Source organism: Pseudomonas syringae group sp. 247E2 (assembly GCF_032587795.1).
GTDB classification, from domain to species: domain Bacteria; phylum Pseudomonadota; class Gammaproteobacteria; order Pseudomonadales; family Pseudomonadaceae; genus Aquipseudomonas; species Aquipseudomonas amygdali.
Map to the genome: position 1 here is coordinate 382,838 of NZ_JAWHPK010000001.1, position 16,478 is coordinate 399,315.

A 16,478-nucleotide genomic window follows, 5' to 3' on the forward strand; every position below is an offset into this window, starting at 1 on the left:
AAGAGCTACCGCACGGTGTAAACGCACTGGCGGCAACCAAATCCAAGTTTTGCAAGTTTCGGGAGAGTCAAGATGGGCAGAATTATCGGTATCGACCTGGGGACTACCAACTCCTGCGTCTCCATTCTGGAAAACGGTAACGTCAAGGTTATCGAGAACGCAGAAGGTACTCGTACTACACCTTCGATCATTGCTTATGCCAATGACGGTGAGATCCTGGTGGGGCAGTCCGCCAAGCGTCAGGCCGTTACCAATCCGCACAACACGCTGTATGCGGTAAAGCGTCTGATTGGTCGTAAGTTCGAAGAGGATGTCGTTCAGAAAGACATCCAGATGGTCCCTTACAAGATCGTCAAGGCTGACAACGGTGATGCCTGGGTTGAAGTGAATGGCCAGAAAATGGCGCCTCCTCAGATTTCCGCTGAAATCCTGAAGAAAATGAAAAAGACCGCCGAAGACTACCTCGGTGAAGCGGTTACCGAAGCGGTCATCACCGTTCCGGCCTACTTCAACGACAGTCAGCGTCAGGCAACCAAGGATGCTGGCCGTATCGCCGGTCTGGACGTCAAGCGCATCATCAACGAACCAACCGCGGCCGCTCTGGCTTACGGTATGGACAAGGCCAAGGGCGATCACACTGTCATCGTTTATGACCTGGGTGGCGGTACGTTCGACGTCTCGGTCATCGAGATTGCCGAAGTTGATGGCGAGCACCAGTTCGAAGTGTTGGCCACCAACGGCGACACGTTCCTGGGCGGTGAAGACTTTGACATTCGTCTGATCGACTACTTCGTCGACGAATTCAAGAAAGAAAGCGGCATGAACCTCAAGGGTGACCCGCTGGCCATGCAGCGTCTGAAAGAAGCTGCCGAGAAAGCCAAGATCGAGCTTTCTTCCAGCACGCAGACCGAAGTCAACCTGCCGTACATCACTGCAGATGCAACCGGTCCAAAGCACCTGGTCGTGAAAATTTCGCGCTCCAAGCTGGAATCGCTGGTTGAAGACCTGGTTCAGCGCACCATCGCTCCTTGCGAAATGGCGCTTAAAGATGCTGGCATCGACAGAAGCAAGATCAACGACGTGATTCTGGTCGGTGGTCAGACCCGTATGCCGCTGGTGCAGAAGCTGGTAACCGAGTTCTTCGGTAAAGAAGCACGTAAAGACGTCAACCCTGACGAAGCCGTTGCAATGGGTGCTGCCATCCAGGGCGCTGTATTGGCCGGTGATGTCAAAGACGTTCTGCTGCTCGACGTCAGCCCGCTGACTCTGGGTATCGAAACCATGGGCGGCGTGATGACTGCGCTGATCGAGAAAAACACCACGATTCCTACCAAGAAATCCCAGGTGTTCTCGACTGCCGATGACAACCAGAACGCGGTAACCATCCACGTACTGCAGGGTGAGCGCAAGCAAGCCGGTCAGAACAAGTCCTTGGGCAAGTTCGACCTGGCCGAGATTCCACCTGCTCCACGTGGCGTGCCACAGATCGAAGTAACCTTCGACATCGACGCAAACGGCATTCTGCATGTTGGCGCGAAAGACAAGGCGACCGGCAAGCAGCAGTCCATCGTGATCAAGGCCAACTCCGGTCTGTCCGAGGAAGAAATTCAGCAAATGGTCCGTGATGCTGAGGTCAACTCCGAAGAAGATCGCAAGTTCGAAGAGCTGGCCTCTGCCCGTAATCAGGGTGATGCGCTGGTCCACTCGACTCGCAAGATGATCGCTGACGCGGGCGACAAGGTCACCGCTGAAGAGAAGACTGCGGTAGAAGCTGCACTGGTTGCTCTGGAAGCCGCTATCAAAGGCGACGACAAGGCTGCCATCGAAGCGAAGGTTGAAGAGCTGTCGAAGGTTTCCGCGCCAATCGCTCAGAAGATGTACGCCGAGCAGGCCGAAAACCCTGAAGCAGCGGCCAAGCCTGCTGAAGAAAATGCCAAGGCTGATGACGTTGTCGATGCCGAGTTCGAAGAAGTGAAAGACCACAAGTAAGCGCAGGCTCACTTGAACGCCGGTTGACCTCTTTCGAGCGCTGACTGGTAGGATGTCGCCGCGCGGGAGCTTGCTCCCGCGTTGGCGTGTCTGGAACAAGCAAAATTTCGGCGTGCGGATTTGCTCCGCAAGCCATGTGGCAAGATCGCTACGCTCCTGCGTAGCGAATCATTCTGCCGCTTTCTCGGCCAGACCTATCTGGTTGTTGAACGAAGACCAGGATCGTTGAATTGACGTGAGTTGGGTCCAGGGCCTGTATGGGGCTCAACGAGTTTGGCAGGGTTCAGGAGGGTCTTGCCGAACGTCCTCAAGAGTGCGGAAGAACTATGGCAAAGCGTGATTATTACGAAGTGTTGGGAGTGGAGCGAGGCTCCAGCGAGGCGGACCTGAAAAAGGCTTATCGTCGTCTGGCGATGAAGCATCACCCCGACCGTAACCCTGATGACAAAGCCTCGGAAGAGCTGTTCAAAGAGGCCAACGAGGCCTACGAAGTGCTGTCCGATGCCAGCAAGCGCGCTGCGTACGATCAGTATGGCCATGCCGGTGTCGACCCGAGCATGGGTGGCGGCGGCGGTTTTGGTGGTGGTGCCGGTGGTGCCAATTTCTCCGACATCTTCGGTGATGTGTTCAGTGATTTCTTTGGCGGTGGCCGCGGCGGTGGCGGCGGTGGTCGTGGCGGTGCCCAGCGCGGCAGCGATCTGCGCTATACGCTGGAGCTGAATCTGGAAGAAGCGGTTCGCGGTACTAACGTGAATATCCGCGTTCCGACACTGGTCAACTGCAAGCCGTGCGATGGCAGCGGTGCCAAGAAAGGCTCGTCGCCCGTTACCTGCCCTACCTGCGGTGGTATCGGTCAGGTTCGCATGCAGCAGGGTTTCTTCTCTGTGCAGCAAACCTGCCCACGCTGCCATGGCCACGGCAAGATTATTTCCGACCCGTGCGATTCTTGCCACGGTGAAGGTCGTGTCGAAGAGTCCAAGACGCTTTCGGTCAAGGTGCCGCCAGGTGTCGATACCGGTGACCGCATTCGTCTGTCTGGCGAAGGCGAAGCGGGTACTCAGGGTGGGCCGACCGGCGACCTGTATGTCGTGATCAATGTGCGCGAACACGCGATCTTCCAGCGTGACGGCAAGCACCTGTTCTGCGAAGTGCCGATCAGCTTTACCGATGCCGCGCTGGGCGGCGAGCTTGAAGTACCGACCCTTGATGGTCGCGTCAAACTGAAAATCCCCGAAGGTACCCAGACCGGCAAGCAGTTCCGCTTGCGTGGCAAGGGTGTCGCTCCGGTACGTGGCGGCGGTGCTGGTGACTTGATGTGCCGTGTAGCAGTCGAGACCCCGGTCAACCTGAGCAAGCGTCAGCGCGAGCTGCTTGAAGAGTTCCGCACTTCGCTTGAAAACGACGAGTCCCACTCTCCCAAGGCCAGTGGCTGGTTCGAGGGTGTGAAGCGTTTCTTCGGCGATCTGTAAGGCTTATCAACGGGAGCAGGGCATGCGACGTATTGCTGTAGTGGGCGCCGCCGGGCGCATGGGCAAGACTTTGATCGAGGCGGTTCAGCAGGCACCGGGTGCCGGGTTGACCGCCGCTATCGATCGTCCTGACAGCACGCTGGTGGGTGCGGATGCGGGCGAGCTGGCTGCGCTGGGTCGTATCGGTGTGCCGTTGTCGGGCGACCTGGCAAAAGTGGCGGATGAGTTCGACGTGTTGATCGACTTCACCCACCCTTCGGTAACGCTGAAAAATCTGGCGTTCTGCCGTAAGGCCGGCAAGGCCATGATTATCGGCACGACTGGCTTCAGTGCCGAAGAGAAGCAGCGTCTGGTCGAAGCGGGTAAAGACATCCCGATTGTTTTCGCTGCCAACTTCAGCATTGGTGTAAACCTTTGCTTGAAGTTGCTGGACACCGCCGCGCGTGTTCTGGGTGATGAGGTCGATATCGAAATCACCGAGGCGCACCACCGGCACAAGGTCGATGCGCCGTCCGGCACCGCCTTGCGCATGGGTGAAGTGGTTGCCAGTGCGCTGGGTCGCGACCTGGAAAAAGTCGCTGTCTACGGCCGTGAAGGCCAGACCGGCGCGCGTGATCGTCAGACCATCGGGTTTGCGACCATTCGTGCCGGTGACGTTGTCGGCGACCATACCGTGCTGTTCGCAGCAGACGGCGAGCGGGTCGAGATCACCCACAAGGCATCCAGTCGCATGACCTTTGCCAAGGGTGCCGTGCGGGCTGCAATGTGGCTCGACGGCAAGGCGCCAGGGCTTTACGACATGCAGGATGTACTGGGTCTGCATTGATTTCATACAGGGCCATTCGTGGCCCTGTCGCATTTTCCCGCATTTCAGGCTCATTGGTGGTAGACCAAAAAGGGCCTTTTCTGTAAGCTACAGCTTTAGTGTGTCCACTAAAAGCGCGCAGATGATTCCATAAGAAAGCGGGGTGACGTAACTACGTCATTCCGCTTTTTTGCAGCCTGCGATCGCCCTTTCAGGTTTTATTTACGGGAGGTCTTCTTGACTAAGCCAGCCATACTCGCCCTTGCTGATGGCAGCATTTTTCGCGGCGAAGCCATTGGAGCCGACGGTCAGACCGTTGGTGAGGTGGTGTTCAACACCGCAATGACAGGCTATCAGGAAATTCTTACCGATCCTTCCTACGCCCAGCAAATCGTTACCCTGACTTACCCGCACATCGGCAATACCGGTACCACGCCTGAAGACGCAGAGTCCGATCGTGTCTGGTCCGCTGGCCTGGTCATCCGTGACCTGCCGCTGGTCGCCAGCAACTGGCGTAACAAGCTGTCCCTCGGTGATTACCTGAAAGCCAATAATGTCGTTGCCATCGCCGGCATCGATACGCGTCGCCTGACCCGCATCCTGCGTGAGAAAGGCGCCCAGAACGGCTGCATCATGGCTGGCGACAACATTTCCGAAGAAGCAGCCATCGCTGCTGCTCGCGGGTTCCCCGGCCTCAAGGGCATGGACCTGGCAAAGGAAGTCAGTACCAAGGACACCTACGAGTGGCGTTCCAGCGTCTGGAACCTGAAAACCGACAGCCACCCTGAAATCGCTGCTTCCGAGCTGCCCTATCATGTGGTCGCTTACGACTACGGCGTCAAGGTCAACATTCTGCGCATGCTGGTCGAGCGCGGTTGCCGGGTGACTGTGGTGCCTGCGCAAACGCCTGCCAGCGACGTGCTTGCCTACAAACCCGACGGTGTTTTCCTGTCCAACGGCCCTGGCGATCCCGAGCCGTGCGACTACGCCATCAAGGCGATCAGGGAAGTGCTGCAAACCGAAGTGCCGGTATTCGGTATCTGCCTGGGTCACCAGCTTCTGGCCTTGGCTGCCGGTGCCAAGACCGTGAAAATGGGCCATGGCCACCACGGTGCAAACCACCCTGTTCAGGATCTGGACACCGGTGTGGTCATGATCACCAGCCAGAACCACGGTTTTGCTGTTGATGAGGCCACGCTGCCGGGCAATGTTCGCGCCATTCACAAGTCGTTGTTCGACGGCACCCTTCAGGGTATCGAGCTGACCGACAAGAGCGCATTCAGCTTCCAGGGTCACCCTGAGGCGAGCCCGGGCCCGAATGACGTCGCGCCTCTGTTTGATCGCTTTATCGAAGCCATGGCCAAGCGACGCTGACCGGTTGCCTTGAGACTGTAATACGCAGGTGCCCTGGGCGGCCCCGGACTCAATGTCCGGTTGCTGCCGCCCAGGCCACCTCAAAGAAATGTTCAAGACGGCTTGCCGACTGACCTGCGGATTTGAGTGACAACCCATGCCAAAACGTACAGATATTAAAAGCATCCTGATTCTCGGCGCCGGCCCCATCGTGATCGGCCAGGCCTGTGAATTCGACTACTCCGGCGCCCAGGCCTGCAAGGCACTGCGCGAAGAGGGTTACCGCGTCATCCTGGTGAACTCCAACCCGGCCACCATCATGACCGACCCGGCCATGGCCGACGCCACCTACATCGAGCCGATCAAGTGGCAGACCGTTGCCAAGATCATCGAAAAAGAGCGTCCTGACGCACTGCTGCCGACCATGGGCGGCCAGACCGCTCTGAACTGCGCACTGGATCTGGAGCGCGAAGGCGTTCTGGAGAAGTTCGGCGTGGAGATGATCGGTGCCAACGCCGATACCATCGACAAGGCTGAAGACCGCTCGCGTTTCGATAAGGCCATGAAGTCTATCGGCCTGGCGTGCCCGCGTTCCGGTATCGCGCACAGCATGGAAGAAGCCAACGCGGTTCTCGAAAAGCTCGGCTTCCCGTGCATTATTCGTCCATCGTTCACCATGGGTGGCACGGGCGGCGGTATCGCGTACAACCGTGAAGAGTTCGAAGAAATCTGCGCTCGCGGTCTGGACCTGTCGCCGACCAAAGAGCTGCTGATCGACGAATCGCTGATCGGCTGGAAAGAGTACGAAATGGAAGTTGTCCGCGACAAAAAGGACAACTGCATCATCGTCTGCTCGATTGAAAACTTCGACCCGATGGGCGTGCACACCGGCGACTCCATCACCGTTGCTCCGGCACAGACCCTGACCGACAAGGAATACCAGATCCTGCGTAATGCCTCGCTGGCAGTGCTGCGCGAGATCGGCGTTGAGACCGGTGGTTCCAACGTTCAGTTCGGCATCTGCCCGGACACCGGCCGTATGGTCGTGATCGAGATGAACCCGCGCGTATCGCGTTCCTCGGCGCTGGCCTCCAAGGCGACCGGCTTCCCGATTGCACGCGTTGCCGCCAAGCTGGCAGTGGGTTACACCCTTGACGAGCTGTCGAACGAAATCACCGGCGGCAAGACCCCGGCTTCGTTCGAACCGTCGATCGACTACGTCGTCACCAAGCTGCCGCGCTTTGCCTTCGAGAAGTTCGCCAAGGCGGATGCGCGTCTGACCACTCAGATGAAGTCGGTCGGTGAAGTCATGGCTATCGGCCGCACCTTCCAGGAGTCCCTGCAGAAAGCCTTGCGCGGCCTGGAAGTCGGCGTTTGCGGCCTCGATCCGAAGCTGGACCTGAGCCACCCTGAAAGCATGAGCACGCTCAAGCGCGAGCTGACTGTGCCGGGTGCCGAGCGAATCTGGTACGTCGCCGACGCCTTCCGCGCAGGCATGACGGTTGAAGAAATCTTCGCCATGAACATGATTGACCCTTGGTTCCTGGTACAGATCGAAGATCTGGTAAAGGACGAAGAGAAGGTCAAGACGCTGGGCCTGTCGGCAATCGATCGTGACCTGATGTTCCGCCTCAAGCGCAAGGGCTTCTCCGATGCGCGTCTGGCCAAGCTGGTCGGCGTCACCGAAAAGAACCTGCGTACGCATCGTCACAAGCTGGACGTGTTCCCGGTCTACAAGCGCGTCGACACCTGCGCCGCCGAGTTCGCAACCGACACCGCGTACCTGTACTCGACGTACGAAGAAGAGTGCGAAGCCAACCCTTCGACGCGCGACAAGATCATGATCCTCGGCGGTGGCCCTAACCGTATCGGCCAGGGTATCGAGTTCGACTACTGCTGTGTACACGCGGCCTTGGCGCTGCGTGAAGACGGGTACGAGACCATCATGGTCAACTGCAACCCGGAAACCGTTTCCACCGATTACGACACCTCTGACCGCCTGTACTTCGAGCCTGTCACCCTGGAAGACGTGCTGGAAATCGTGCGGGTCGAGAAGCCGAAAGGTGTGATCGTCCAGTACGGTGGCCAGACGCCGCTGAAACTGGCACGTGCCCTTGAAGCAGCCGGTGTGCCGATCATCGGCACCAGCCCTGACGCCATTGACCGTGCCGAAGACCGTGAGCGCTTCCAGCAAATGGTCGAGCGCCTCAACCTGCGTCAGCCGCCAAACGCCACTGTGCGTAGCGAAGACGAAGCCATTCGTGCTGCGGCGAAGATCGGTTATCCGCTGGTGGTGCGCCCGTCCTATGTGCTGGGCGGCCGCGCGATGGAAATCGTTTATCAGGAAGACGAGCTCAAGCGTTACCTGCGTGAAGCGGTTCAAGTGTCCAACGACAGCCCGGTGCTGCTGGACCACTTCCTGAACTGTGCCATCGAGATGGACGTCGATGCGGTCTGCGACGGGACTGACGTGGTGATTGGCGCGATCATGCAGCACATCGAGCAGGCGGGCGTTCACTCCGGTGACTCCGCATGCTCGCTGCCGCCGTACTCGCTGCCTGCACACATCCAGGACGAGATGCGCGAACAGGTCAAGAAAATGGCTCTGGAGCTGGGCGTTGTCGGCCTGATGAACGTACAGCTGGCACTTCAGGGCGAAGATATCTACGTCATTGAAGTCAACCCGCGTGCATCGCGTACCGTGCCGTTCGTTTCCAAGTGCATCGGTGTTTCTCTGGCCATGATCGCGGCTCGCGTGATGGCAGGTAAAACCCTGAAAGAGCTGAACTTCACCAAGGAAATTATCCCGAACTTCTACAGCGTGAAGGAGGCAGTGTTCCCGTTTGCCAAATTCCCTGGCGTTGACCCGATCCTCGGCCCGGAAATGAAATCGACCGGCGAAGTGATGGGCGTGGGCGATACCTTCGGTGAAGCGTTCGCCAAGGCTCAGATGGGCGCGAGCGAAGTGCTGCCAACTGGCGGTACTGCTTTCATCAGTGTGCGTGACGATGACAAGCCTCTGGTTGAAGCCGTCGCCCGTGACCTGATCAATCTGGGTTTCGAAATCGTTGCTACCGCAGGTACTGCCAAGCTGATCGAAGCGGCAGGCCTGAAAGTACGTCGCGTGAACAAGGTGACCGAAGGGCGCCCACACGTGGTCGACATGATCAAGAATGACGAAGTCACCCTGATCATCAACACCACCGAAGGTCGTCAGTCGATCGCAGATTCCTACTCCATCCGTCGCAACGCCTTGCAGCACAAGATCTACTGCACCACTACCATTGCAGCAGGCGAAGCGATCTGTGAAGCGCTCAAATTCGGTCCCGAGAAGACCGTACGTCGCTTGCAGGATCTCCATGCAGGATTGAAGGCATGATCAAATACCCAATGACTGTTCAGGGCGCTCGCGCCCTGGAAGAAGAGCTGACTCACCTGACCAAGGTGATCCGTCCCAAGTTGAGCCAGGACATCGGTACTGCGCGCGAACTGGGCGACCTCAAGGAAAACGCTGAATACCACGCTGCCCGCGAGCAGCAGGGTATGGTCGAGGCGCGTATTCGTGATATTGAAGGCCGCATGCAGAACGCTGTGGTGATCGACGTTACGACTATTCCGCACACTGGCAAGGTGATTTTCGGCACGACAGTCGAAATCGCCAACGTCGAAACCGACGAAAGCGTTGTCTACCAGATCGTTGGTGAGGACGAGGCGGATATCAAGAAGGGCAAGATTTCAGTGGGTTCGCCCATTGCTCGCGCCTTGATTGCCAAGGAAGAGGGTGATGTCGTTGTTGTGAAAACGCCTAGCGGCGTTATCGAATACGAAATCATCGAAGTGCGTCACATCTGATGCCTGTCGCCCGCTTTGGCGGGCGCAGTCAGCAGCAAAAAAGAGTCAGGGCACGCCTTTTGGCGGCCCTGACTTCTGTTTTTATCCGTGCGCGCGGTGGACGTTGGAGAGCTGCTTGTTTACCTTTGGGTTCTTGCGGTAGATCAGCGCCATTTTGCCGATGACCTGTACAAGATCCGCCGAACCTGCCTTGCACAGTTCTGCAACGGCGCCCAGGCGGCTCTCGCGATCAAGGATGTTGAACTTGATCTTGATCAGCTCGTGATCGCTCAATGCGCGTTCAAGCTCTGCAAGTACACCTTCAGTCAAACCATTGTCAGCCACGATCAACACCGGTTTCAGATGGTGGCCAATGGATTTGTATTGTTTCTTCTGCTCTGGAGTGAGCGGCATAATCTGACCTCTGCGTCTGATCTTTTAAAAGCGGCGGCCAGTTTACCCGAGCGAGTCCGGGACCGCCCAGTTAATCACGACTCGTTTATTTTTGAGGTGCCCCGTGGCCCGTTCCAAGACAAGCCATAACTGGCTCAAAGAACACTTCGACGACAAGTACGTCAAAATGGCGCAGAAGGACGGCTACCGTTCGCGTGCCAGCTACAAGCTGCTCGAGATTCAGGAAAAGGACAAACTCATCCGTCCGGGCATGACCGTTATCGACCTCGGTGCTGCGCCCGGAGGCTGGTCGCAGGTGACCAGTCGTCTGATCGGCGGTCAAGGTCGTCTGATTGCTTCCGACATCCTTGAAATGGACAGCATCCCTGATGTGACCTTCATTCAGGGGGATTTTACCGAGGACAAGATTCTCGAACAGATCCTTGAGGCAGTCGGTAATACGCAGGTAGACCTTGTGATTTCCGATATGGCCCCCAATATGAGTGGATTGAGCGCTGTAGATATGCCGCGTGCGATGTTTCTCTGTGAATTGGCGCTCGATCTGGCCGGTCGGGTACTACGTCCCGGTGGCGATTTTCTGATCAAGGTCTTCCAGGGTGAAGGCTTCGATGTCTACCACAAGGATATTCGCAAGCTGTTTGACAAGGTGCAGATGCGCAAGCCTTCGTCATCCCGCGACAGGTCACGCGAGCAATACCTGCTGGCTCGCGGCTTTCGTGGAATCGACGGGGCAGCCAGCATCGAGCGTTTTTGAAGGGGCACGATAGCTTTTTTCAAATGGCGTTACCGATGCAGCATGACTGAACATTGTGTTGTCAAAGTTTCACAAAGGGTTACAGACGGTGTCTGCCGTATCTGTAGGTTCTGTAGTAAGTTAGGCCGGTGAATATCATGCGAGGCACGCTTGCTGCGTGGAGCTTGCTTCAGAGGGTAGCTAATTGAACGATATGGCAAAGAATTTGATCCTGTGGTTGATCATCGCGGCTGTCCTGGTGACGGTGATGAACAACTTCTCCAGCCCTAACGAGCCGCAGAACCTCAACTATTCCGAGTTCATCCAGCAGGTCAAGGATGGCAAGGTCGAGAAGGTTTCCGTCGACGGCTATGTCATTACGGGCAAGCGCAGTGATGGCGACACCTTCAAGACCATCCGCCCGAACATACCGGACAACGGTCTGATCGGTGATCTGGTCAGCAACAACGTCGTGATCGAAGGCAAGCAGCCTGAGCAGCAGAGTATCTGGACTCAGTTACTGGTGGCCAGCTTCCCTATCCTGGTGATCATTGCGGTGTTCATGTTCTTCATGCGCCAGATGCAGGGCGGGGCGGGCGGCAAGGGCGGCCCGATGAGCTTTGGCAAAAGCAAGGCGCGTCTGTTGTCCGAAGATCAGGTCAAGACCACCCTGGCCGATGTTGCCGGTTGTGACGAAGCCAAGGAAGAAGTCGGCGAGCTTGTCGAGTTCCTCCGTGATCCGGGCAAGTTCCAGCGTCTCGGCGGCCGTATCCCGCGTGGCGTTCTGATGGTCGGTCCTCCGGGTACTGGTAAGACGCTGATCGCCAAGGCCATTGCCGGCGAGGCGAAAGTGCCGTTCTTCACCATTTCCGGTTCTGATTTCGTCGAGATGTTCGTGGGCGTCGGTGCAAGCCGTGTCCGTGACATGTTCGAGCAGGCCAAAAAACATGCTCCTTGCATCATCTTCATCGACGAAATCGATGCGGTCGGTCGCCATCGTGGCGCTGGCATGGGTGGTGGTCACGACGAGCGTGAGCAGACTCTCAACCAGTTGCTGGTCGAGATGGACGGTTTTGAAATGAATGACGGCATCATCGTCATTGCCGCTACCAACCGTCCTGACGTGCTCGACCCGGCGTTGCTGCGTCCGGGCCGCTTCGACCGTCAGGTGGTTGTAGGTCTGCCGGACATTCGTGGCCGCGAGCAGATCCTCAAGGTTCACATGCGCAAGGTTCCAATGGGCGAAGACGTCAATGCAGGCGTTATCGCTCGCGGTACACCGGGCTTCTCCGGTGCCGATCTGGCTAACCTGGTCAACGAAGCGTCGCTGTTCGCTGCTCGCTCCGGCAAGCGCGTCGTAGAGATGAAAGAGTTCGAACTGGCCAAGGACAAGATCATGATGGGCGCCGAGCGCAAATCGATGGTCATGTCCGAAAAGGAAAAGCGCAACACGGCCTACCACGAAGCGGGTCACGCTATCGTAGGGCGTCTGGTGCCTGAGCATGATCCGGTCTACAAGGTCTCGATCATTCCTCGCGGTCGCGCGCTGGGTGTAACCATGTTTCTTCCTGAAGAAGACCGTTACAGCCTGTCCAAGCGCGCGCTGATCAGTCAGATCTGCTCGCTTTACGGTGGCCGTATTGCTGAAGAAATGACCCTTGGCTTCGATGGCGTCACGACAGGTGCATCCAATGACATCATGCGTGCCAGTCAGATTGCCCGGAACATGGTCACCAAATGGGGCTTGTCTGAAAAGCTCGGCCCGCTGATGTATTCGGAAGACGAAGATGCAGGTTACCTGGGTCGCGGCAGCAGCCAGAACTCCAGTGTTTCCGGCGATACTGCCAAGCTTATCGATTCCGAAGTGCGCAGCATCATCGATCACTGCTACGGCACTGCCAAGCAGTTGCTCACGGACAATCGTGACAAGCTTGAAGCGATGGCCGATGCGCTGATGAAGTATGAAACCATTGATGCCGATCAGATCGACGACATCATGACCGGTCGCGTGCCTCGTGAACCGCGTGACTGGGGCGGTGGTTCGGGTACCAACGGTACTCCGATCACACCTGACCCTCGTCCGGAAACTCCGATTGGCGGCCCTGCTGCCGAGCACTAAGGTCTGACATGACATCTGCGCTGTACCCAACCCGGTTGCCTTGCGGCAACCGGGTTCTTGATTTGGCCCATACACATGTGATGGGTATCCTCAACGCAACCCCGGACTCCTTTTCCGATGGCGGCCGCTACAGCCAGCTTGATGCTGCCTTGCGTCATGCCGAGGCAATGGTGCAGGCCGGTGCCACACTGATCGACGTTGGCGGCGAGTCGACGCGCCCGGGTGCGCGTCCGGTGTCTGCGTCAGAAGAGGTCGAGCGTGTGGCGCCGGTGGTTGAGGTCATCGCGCGCGAGCTGGATGTGATCATCTCCGTGGATACGTCGACACCTGAGGTCATGCTGGCGACAGCTGGCCTGGGTGCCGGGCTTATCAATGACGTCCGCTCGCTTCAGCGGCCAGGCGCGCTTGAGGCGGCTGCAAGCACTGGTTTGCCGGTGTGTCTCATGCACATGCTGGGTGAGCCCGGAACCATGCAGGATGATCCGTATTACGACGACCTAGTGGGCGAAGTGGGCGCTTTCCTGCTCGAGCGCATCAATCAGTGTGCTGCAGCGGGAATCGATCAGCAAAAGATCATTCTTGATCCGGGCTTTGGTTTTGCCAAGACACTGGAGCACAATCTGAGCCTGTTCAAGCACATGGAAGCGCTGCATGCGCTCGGTCAACCTTTGCTGGTTGGCGTTTCGCGCAAGAGTATGATCGGTGCTGTGCTGGGACGACCTGTCGATCAGCGTCTGTCCGGTGGGCTGGCCCTGGCTGCTTTGGCTATGACCAAGGGGGCCCGAATTCTACGTGTGCACGATGTCGCCGAAACGGCTGACGTGGTGCGCATGATCGCAGCTGTCCAGGCAGCTGAATAACAACAGTGGGGCATCCATGACTACCAGAAAATATTTCGGAACCGACGGCATTCGCGGTCGTGTAGGGCAATTTCCGATTACGCCCGAGTTCATGCTGAAACTGGGTTGGGCTGCAGGCATGGCCTTTCGCAAGATGGGCGCCTGCCGGATTCTCGTCGGCAAGGACACGCGCATCTCTGGCTACATGTTCGAATCCGCCCTTGAGGCCGGGCTCTCTGCGGCCGGTGCTGACGTGCTCCTGCTGGGGCCTATGCCGACACCTGCCATTGCCTACCTGACGCGTACGTTTCATGCCGAAGCAGGCATCGTGATCAGTGCTTCGCATAATCCGCACTATGACAACGGCATCAAGTTCTTCTCCGGTCAGGGCACCAAACTGCCTGACGAGATCGAAATGATGATCGAAGAGCTGCTCGATGCGCCGATGACCGTGGCGGAGTCCGAGAATCTTGGCAAGGTTTCGCGAATTAACGATGCCGCAGGGCGTTATATCGAATTCTGCAAAAGCAGCGTGCCGACCAGCACCGATTTCGCCGGCCTCAAGGTGGTTATCGACTGCGCGCATGGTGCGACCTACAAGGTAGCGCCCAACGTCTTTCGTGAGCTCGGAGCGCAGGTTGTCGTACTTTCTGCGCAGCCTGACGGGCTCAATATCAACAAGAATTGCGGCTCCACTCACATGGAGGCATTGCAGGCGGCAGTGGTCGCAGAGCATGCCGACATGGGCATTGGCTTCGACGGTGACGGCGATCGCGTGTTGATGGTTGACCATACCGGGACCATCGTCGATGGCGACGAGCTGCTTTACATCATTGCCCGTGATCTGCATGAACGTGGACGCTTGCAGGGTGGTGTCGTCGGCACGTTGATGAGTAATCTCGGGCTTGAACTGGCCTTGGCCGAACAGAACATCCCGTTTGTTCGCGCCAACGTCGGTGACCGTTATGTGATCGCCGAGTTGCTTGAGCGCAACTGGCAGATCGGCGGTGAAAACTCCGGCCATATCGTGTGCTTCCAGCACGCTACCACCGGTGATGCGATCATTGCTTCGTTGCAGGTAATACTGGCCCTGCGTCGCAGCGGCATCAGCCTCGCCGAAGCGCGCTTGAAGCTGCGCAAATGCCCGCAGATACTGATCAATGTGCGCTTTGCAGGTTCAGGTGTAGATCCCGTTTCGCACCCGTCGGTCCAGCAAGCCTGTGCGCGTGTTACCGAGCAGATGGCCGGACGGGGCAGGGTACTGCTGCGCAAGTCGGGCACAGAGCCTTTGGTGCGCGTGATGGTCGAAGGTGAGGATGAAACCCAGGTCAGATCGTACGCCGAAGAGCTCGCAAAACTGGTTGCTGAAGTTTGCGCCTGATTTCGGCTTGCCAGTGTCGGAAGTGTTGGGTAACATCTGCGCCCACTTTGACCCACGAGGTGTAGCATGCGTCGCCCAATGGTAGCTGGTAACTGGAAAATGCACGGTACCCGCGCCAGCGTCGCTGAGCTGATCGAGGGTTTGGGCAAGCAGGTGTTGCCAGGCAGCGTCGATATCGCCGTAATGCCTGCAAGTCTGTTTACCAATCAGGTGATCGAAGGGCTTCAGGCAACGTCGATCATTGTCGGTGCGCAGGATGCAGCCATTCAGGCTGAGCAGGGCGCGCTGACCGGTGAGATCGCGTCGAGTCAGCTGGCTGATGCAGGTTGCAAACTGGTACTTGTCGGGCACTCCGAACGTCGTCAGCTGATTGGCGAGCAGGATGATGTGCTTAACAAGAAGTTTGCGGCGATCCAGGCAAGCGGGCTGACACCTGTGCTTTGCATAGGCGAAACGCTTGAAGAGCGCAAGGCAGGGCAGACGCTTGAAGTTGTCGGGCGTCAGCTGGACAGTGTCATCGCCGAGTTTGGCGTCAGCGCACTGATCAATGCCGTAATTGCCTACGAGCCGGTCTGGGCCATTGGCACCGGATTGACTGCTTCGCCTCAAGAGGCGCAGGAAGTGCACGCAGCAATCCGTGCGCAGCTGGCAAAAGAGAATGCCGAAGTCGCACAAGGCGTGCGACTTCTCTATGGCGGCAGCGTGAAGGCGGCCAATGCGGTCGAGCTCTTCAGCATGCCGGATATCGATGGGGGGCTCATTGGTGGAGCTTCCCTGAATGCAGATGAGTTCGGTGCGATCTGTCGCGCCGCGGGAAACTGAAAAAATGCTGGAAACAGTCGTAATCGTTTTTCACCTGTTGGGCGCTCTGGGCGTTGTTGCTCTGGTATTGCTGCAACAGGGTAAAGGTGCTGACGCCGGTGCGTCGTTCGGAGCAGGTGCATCAAATACTGTCTTCGGAGGTCAAGGAACCTCTACCTTTCTCAGTAAGTTTACTGCTATACTTGCAGCATGTTTTTTCATAACCAGCTTGGGGTTAGGTTACTTTGCTAAAGAGAAAGCTCAACAGCTGACTCAGGTAGGTTTGCCAGATCCCGCAGTGCTGGAAGTGAAGCAAAAGCCGGCAGCAGATGATGTACCGGTTCTCGAAGGGCAAAAGCCAGCCGTTGTTCCAGCTGACGTACCTCAAGCCCCAGAGAAGAAGTAAAAAAGAATTCGGCGATGTTTCGTGAGGTCGCCAAAGAGTTGTAATGCCGAGGTGGTGGAATTGGTAGACACGCAACCTTGAGGTGGTTGTGCCCAATGGGTGTAGGGGTTCGAGTCCCCTTCTCGGTACCAATTAACAAGGGAGCCCGCATTAGCGGGCTTTCTTGTAGGTGGATGTTGGATTGACCCAGCAATGGATCGGTCGTATACTTCCGCCCCAGCTTTGTCGCGGGGTGGAGCAGTTTGGTAGCTCGTCGGGCTCATAACCCGAAGGTCGTTGGTTCAAATCCAGCCCCCGCAACCAGTTTTAGCGGAGCCCCTTTTAAGGGGCTTTTTGTT

The 16,478-nt window shown here is 57.5% G+C and carries 13 protein-coding genes and 2 tRNA genes; 14 read left to right on the plus strand and 1 reads right to left on the minus strand.

What is annotated here, in order from left to right; translation table 11 throughout:
* The first annotated feature begins 72 nt into the window (after positions 1-72).
* From dnaK to greA, 6 genes are all read left to right on the plus strand, one after another.
* Positions 73-1,989, plus strand: coding sequence for a molecular chaperone DnaK (gene dnaK / locus RYC18_RS01820; RefSeq protein ID WP_005733029.1), 1,917 nt, complete (start codon positions 73-75; stop codon positions 1,987-1,989).
* 326 nt (positions 1,990-2,315) lie between these two features.
* Complete coding sequence (gene dnaJ / locus RYC18_RS01825) at positions 2,316-3,458, plus strand: molecular chaperone DnaJ (protein WP_002555138.1); 1,143 nt, start codon at positions 2,316-2,318, stop codon at positions 3,456-3,458.
* Between the two features lie 22 nt (positions 3,459-3,480).
* On the plus strand, positions 3,481-4,284 hold the full coding sequence (dapB, locus tag RYC18_RS01830; protein ID WP_004656680.1) for a 4-hydroxy-tetrahydrodipicolinate reductase: 804 nt from the start codon (positions 3,481-3,483) through the stop codon (positions 4,282-4,284).
* A 216-nt stretch (positions 4,285-4,500) separates the two neighbouring features.
* Positions 4,501-5,637 carry a glutamine-hydrolyzing carbamoyl-phosphate synthase small subunit gene (gene carA, locus RYC18_RS01835; RefSeq protein WP_005733031.1) on the plus strand — a complete coding sequence of 379 codons (1,137 nt, stop codon included), beginning with the start codon at positions 4,501-4,503 and terminating at the stop codon, positions 5,635-5,637.
* 136 nt (positions 5,638-5,773) lie between these two features.
* Positions 5,774-8,995: a carbamoyl-phosphate synthase large subunit gene (gene carB, locus RYC18_RS01840; RefSeq protein WP_005733032.1), complete on the plus strand. Its 3,222-nt coding sequence runs from the start codon at positions 5,774-5,776 to the stop codon at positions 8,993-8,995.
* A complete protein-coding gene (gene greA / locus RYC18_RS01845) occupies positions 8,992-9,468 on the plus strand; it encodes a transcription elongation factor GreA (protein WP_002555134.1) in 477 nt (158 codons plus the stop codon). Before carB ends, greA begins: the two co-directional genes overlap by 4 nt.
* An 81-nt stretch (positions 9,469-9,549) precedes the next feature.
* Here greA and RYC18_RS01850 read toward each other — a convergent pair whose 3' ends face one another.
* Positions 9,550-9,861, minus strand: coding sequence for a YhbY family RNA-binding protein (locus RYC18_RS01850; protein ID WP_316882493.1), 312 nt, complete (start codon positions 9,859-9,861; stop codon positions 9,550-9,552).
* A 103-nt stretch (positions 9,862-9,964) separates the two neighbouring features.
* On the opposite strand from RYC18_RS01850, the gene rlmE reads away from it, so the two are divergent.
* The 8 genes from rlmE to RYC18_RS01890 all read left to right on the plus strand — a co-directional run bounded on the left by rlmE (position 9,965) and on the right by RYC18_RS01890 (position 16,443).
* Positions 9,965-10,615, plus strand: a complete 651-nt coding sequence (gene rlmE, locus RYC18_RS01855; protein ID WP_004666214.1) for a 23S rRNA (uridine(2552)-2'-O)-methyltransferase RlmE — start codon at positions 9,965-9,967, stop codon at positions 10,613-10,615.
* 193 nt (positions 10,616-10,808) lie between these two features.
* Positions 10,809-12,713, plus strand: coding sequence for an ATP-dependent zinc metalloprotease FtsH (ftsH, locus tag RYC18_RS01860; protein ID WP_004667397.1), 1,905 nt, complete (start codon positions 10,809-10,811; stop codon positions 12,711-12,713).
* An 8-nt stretch (positions 12,714-12,721) separates the two neighbouring features.
* On the plus strand, positions 12,722-13,573 hold the full coding sequence (folP, locus tag RYC18_RS01865) for a dihydropteroate synthase (RefSeq protein ID WP_005780924.1): 852 nt from the start codon (positions 12,722-12,724) through the stop codon (positions 13,571-13,573).
* Positions 13,574-13,589: 16 nt separating this feature from the next.
* Positions 13,590-14,933, plus strand: a complete 1,344-nt coding sequence (glmM, locus tag RYC18_RS01870) for a phosphoglucosamine mutase (RefSeq protein WP_005744973.1) — start codon at positions 13,590-13,592, stop codon at positions 14,931-14,933.
* A gap of 66 nt (positions 14,934-14,999) precedes the next feature.
* Positions 15,000-15,755 (plus strand): triose-phosphate isomerase, encoded by a 756-nt coding sequence (tpiA, locus tag RYC18_RS01875; RefSeq protein ID WP_002555128.1) that lies wholly within the window; start codon positions 15,000-15,002, stop codon positions 15,753-15,755.
* 4 nt (positions 15,756-15,759) lie between these two features.
* Positions 15,760-16,140, plus strand: coding sequence for a preprotein translocase subunit SecG (secG, locus tag RYC18_RS01880; RefSeq protein ID WP_004656657.1), 381 nt, complete (start codon positions 15,760-15,762; stop codon positions 16,138-16,140).
* Between the two features lie 45 nt (positions 16,141-16,185).
* Positions 16,186-16,271: transfer RNA gene (locus RYC18_RS01885), tRNA-Leu, on the plus strand.
* 95 nt (positions 16,272-16,366) lie between these two features.
* Positions 16,367-16,443, plus strand: a tRNA-Met gene (locus RYC18_RS01890).
* The last annotated feature ends 35 nt before the right edge of the window (positions 16,444-16,478 follow it).